We start from the raw sequence: 858 nt of genomic DNA on the forward strand, positions 1-858 counted from the left end.
ATGTTGGTCAGGGGAGCGGTGGGGACCAGCGTGACCGGGCGGGGCGAGGCCAGGATCGCGTGGCGCAGCAGCATCACCGCGTCCACCTCTGCGGGCCGGCGGGCCGGTGCGGGCAGCCCGAGGTCGCCCATGCCGTCCCGGCCGTGCACGTGGTGGGCGGTGCGCAGGGGCTCGAGCAGCGGCCGCTCGGCGCCCCGGGCCACGGGAACGGTGGGTGCGCCCGCCTGTTCCAGGACGGTCAGCGTGTTCCGTACCACCTGGTCCACGTCCGTGTTCCCGGCGACACAGCCGACCGCGCGCAGGTCGAGGCCCGGGTGGCGGACGGCGAACAGCAGGGCGAGGGCGTCGTCGAGGACGACGGCGGCCTTCGCGTGGTCGCCGTCGGCCAGCGCGCGCAGGCCCTCGCCCGCCAGCCGTTCGAAGCGGTGCAGGTCGATGTCGTCCGCGGCGGCGGTGAGCCGGTAGCCGCCCTCCGCGGAGGCCACCGCACCGGCGCCGAGCGCCCGGCGCAGCCGCCCCACCAGCGCCTGCAGCGCGCCCGTGGCGTCGGCGGGCGGGTCGCCGTCCCACACCTCGTCGACCAGGACGCCCACCGGCACCGTACGGCCGGGCCGCAGGGCGAGCACGGTCAGCAGGGCACGCAGCCGCGCCCCGCCGACCGGAACGAGGGTGCCGTCGGGGCGGAGCGCCTGAGTGGTGCCGAGGATGCGGTAGCGCACGGGGTCCATTGTCGCCGGTGGTCTCATCCCGTCCGCCGGCCCTCGTGGAACACCCGTCGCGCTGTCATGCTCCCACCCTGCTGGAACCGATGACCGGGCGCGAGACGTTTTCTCCGTGCGCCCGGTCATCGGTTCCAGC

The 858-nt window shown here is 76.1% G+C and carries 1 protein-coding gene; it reads right to left on the reverse strand.

Going from position 1 to position 858, the window contains the following annotated elements; translation table 11 throughout:
* On the reverse strand, positions 1-728 hold a 728-nt coding region (locus C1I97_RS42350), incomplete at its 3' end, for a nucleoside hydrolase (RefSeq protein WP_258382949.1).
* Between the last annotated feature and the right edge of the window lie 130 nt (positions 729-858).

The organism is Streptomyces sp. NTH33 (genome assembly GCF_003236365.1).
Classification (GTDB): Bacteria; Actinomycetota; Actinomycetes; order Streptomycetales; family Streptomycetaceae; genus Streptomyces.